General features: G+C 55.7%; 2 protein-coding genes. Both read right to left on the reverse strand.

The window, feature by feature from the left end:
- Nucleotides 1-251 precede the first annotated feature (251 nt).
- Complete coding sequence (locus tag HMPREF3050_RS08880; protein ID WP_070774498.1) at nucleotides 252-1,598, reverse strand: chloride channel protein; 1,347 nt, start codon at nucleotides 1,596-1,598, stop codon at nucleotides 252-254.
- Between the two features lie 37 nt (nucleotides 1,599-1,635).
- Nucleotides 1,636-2,016, reverse strand: a complete 381-nt coding sequence (locus HMPREF3050_RS08885; protein ID WP_070774499.1) for a hypothetical protein — start codon at nucleotides 2,014-2,016, stop codon at nucleotides 1,636-1,638.
- Nucleotides 2,017-2,597: the final 581 nt, after the last annotated feature.

Consider the following 2,597-nt stretch of genomic DNA (forward strand, 5'->3'; position numbering starts at 1 on the left):
ATCTTCGTGGGTAGAACCCACGCTACGGATACCGAGTCAGCCAAAACCGATAGAAAGTTCAAATATGAAAGGTCGTCTGAAACCTACATCGGGTTTTCAGACGACCTTTTTGCGTCAATCATTTTCGTGGACAGAGTTCACGCTACGGCAATTGTGTTGCCAACAAACTTTGTAGCGTGGGCTTCGCCCACGAATCGCTAAACATTTCAGACGACCTTTCCTACACCTTCCCACATCGGCAATATCAGGCTTCACTTCTGTCCGCTTTGTTCCACCTGTCGTTTGAAGCGTGTGCCTGCGGCGTGGTAGAAGGGGCGGGGGGAGAATTGGCGGGAGACTTGTGAGGCGAAGATGCAGGCGATGAGCAGCCAAAAGAGGAGGTTTTGTCCGCCGGTCATTTCCATCACGACGACGGCGGAGGTGAGCGGGGATTGGGTGGCGCCGGCAAGGAAGGCTGCCATGCAGAGGAGGACGAGGACGTGGGTGCCTTGGGCGAGTCCGGTGAGGACGGCGATGCGTTCGCCCAAGACTGCGCCTATGGTCAGGGAGGGGGTGAAGATGCCGCCGGGCGTGCCTGCCCAGTAGCTCAGGACGGTGGAGAACCATTTGGCGACGGCGAGTCCGGCGGGGGCTTCGTGGATGCCGCGCAGGGCTTGGGCGGCTTCGTGGTAACCTGTGCCGTAGGTTTTGCCTTGGTAAAGTGTGCCGATGGCGGCGAGCAGGATGCCGATGAGGGCGGCGGTAATCAGGGGGTGGCGGCGGATGTGTTCGCGCCATTTGGCGGGGGCGAAGGCGGTGGCGCCGAGATACAGGGTGCGCCCGAACAGTCCGCCTGCGATGCCGCACGCGAGTCCGCAGCCCAATACCCAGCCGAGCATATTGTCGAGCGCGCCGCCGCTGAAGCCTGAGAAATAGGGGTTGTTGCCTTGTATGGCGACTTGGATGAAACCGGCGGCGAGGACGCCGAGCAGGATTTGCCGCTCCCAACGCAGCATGACTTCGCGCCCGAGTTCTTCGATGGCGAAAATCACGCCTGCCAGCGGGGCGTTGAACGCGGCGGCTAGACCGCCTGCCGCGCCTGCGGCGATAAGATCGTTTTCCTGCATGCCGCGAAAGGCGAAGCCGTGTTTTTTGCACCATGCGCCCCACGCGCTCATGACTGCCGCGCCGACTTGGACGGACGGCCCTTCACGCCCGACGGATGCGCCTGCGCACATGGCGAGGAAAGTCAGCGGGATTTTGAGGAGGGTTTCGCGGAGGCGGATCAGGCGGGTTTTGTTGGCGCCGTAGGGCAGGGCGAGGCTGGCGAGCACTTGCGGGATGCCGCTGCCGGAGGTGTAGGGGGCGAAACGACGGGTGATCCAGACGATGAGCGGCAGCCCGAAGGGCAGGGCGACCCAGGCAAACCAAGGATATTTTTGCACCAGCTCCGCATTCGTTTCCAACGCGAAATCCGCCATCCAGGCAAACAGGAGGGCAGTCAGCGCAACCAGTGCTGAACCTGCCAGCAGGAACAGAAAAGCAATGCTTTTACGCGAAATGCGGCGGGTTTGGCGGATTTTGTGCGTGATGTGGTAGGCGGGCGGTTTGGTCGGCATGGTATGCGGAAGTGTGGAAAAGGTCGTCTGAAAAGGGTTATTGCGGAAGGCGGTTTATCAATGCGCCAAGATAGCCTAAACCGAAAGACAGTAAAAATGCAGAAGCGATGCCGACACCCCAGTAAATAGATCGGTGCTGCGTAGGTTTGTCAGTGGTGGCACGCAGCAGTTTGAAATAGAGTGCGAACGTGGCGGATGAGATGGCGAAAATCAGTAAACAGCCGAAGAGGGAGACAGATGAATAAGAGGCGTAGGCGATTATTGCAGGTTTCAGTGTGTAAAGCACGCCCGCGCCTACCGCCCATTTCCAGATGGGATAGAGCTTGTCGGGGAAATCCAGCGTCCCCACAGCTTGAAATCTGCCGAATGCCAATATCAAAGCAATGTCAAAAAAGATGGATGCAAAGAGTAACATCATAAAATAATTTCCTTGTGAGTAAGATGTTTTTGTTTTCAGACGACCTCGGGGTCGTCTGAAAAAAGAGGGGGGCAGCCTGTTGCCCCTCCAGTCAATGCATAATAAATAAGTTTGCCCAATAAAACAATTTTTCGGTCAGTAGGGTTAAGGCTATACCTGAAAGAATGCCCAGTCCCCAATAGATAAACCGGCGGCGTTTCGGGTCGGGTGTGGTACGCAACATTTTGAAATACAAAAGCAAGCAGCCGAACATGCAGATGGTTTGAAACAGAATGAAAGGGAGGCTGTCAATGGCTTTGGTAATCGAATCATGAACGATGATTGTCACTATGCGTATGCATAAATAAATCAAAGCCGAGCCTGCCGCCGAATGCCAAAAGGGGACGGATGTGTCGGATGGGTCGGGTGTCCTGTGGGGTTGAAGCCTGCCGAATAACAATATAAAGACAATGTCAGACATAATGATGACTCCCTTGACGTAAGCTGTTTTTGTGTTTCAGACGACCTCGGGGTCGTCTGAAATGTTATGGTGCGGCGATATGGGGCAGTATAGTGAATTAACTTTAAACCAGTACGGCGTT

It is taken from the genome of Neisseria sp. HMSC065D04 (assembly GCF_001815675.1).
Taxonomy (GTDB): Bacteria; Pseudomonadota; Gammaproteobacteria; order Burkholderiales; family Neisseriaceae; genus Neisseria.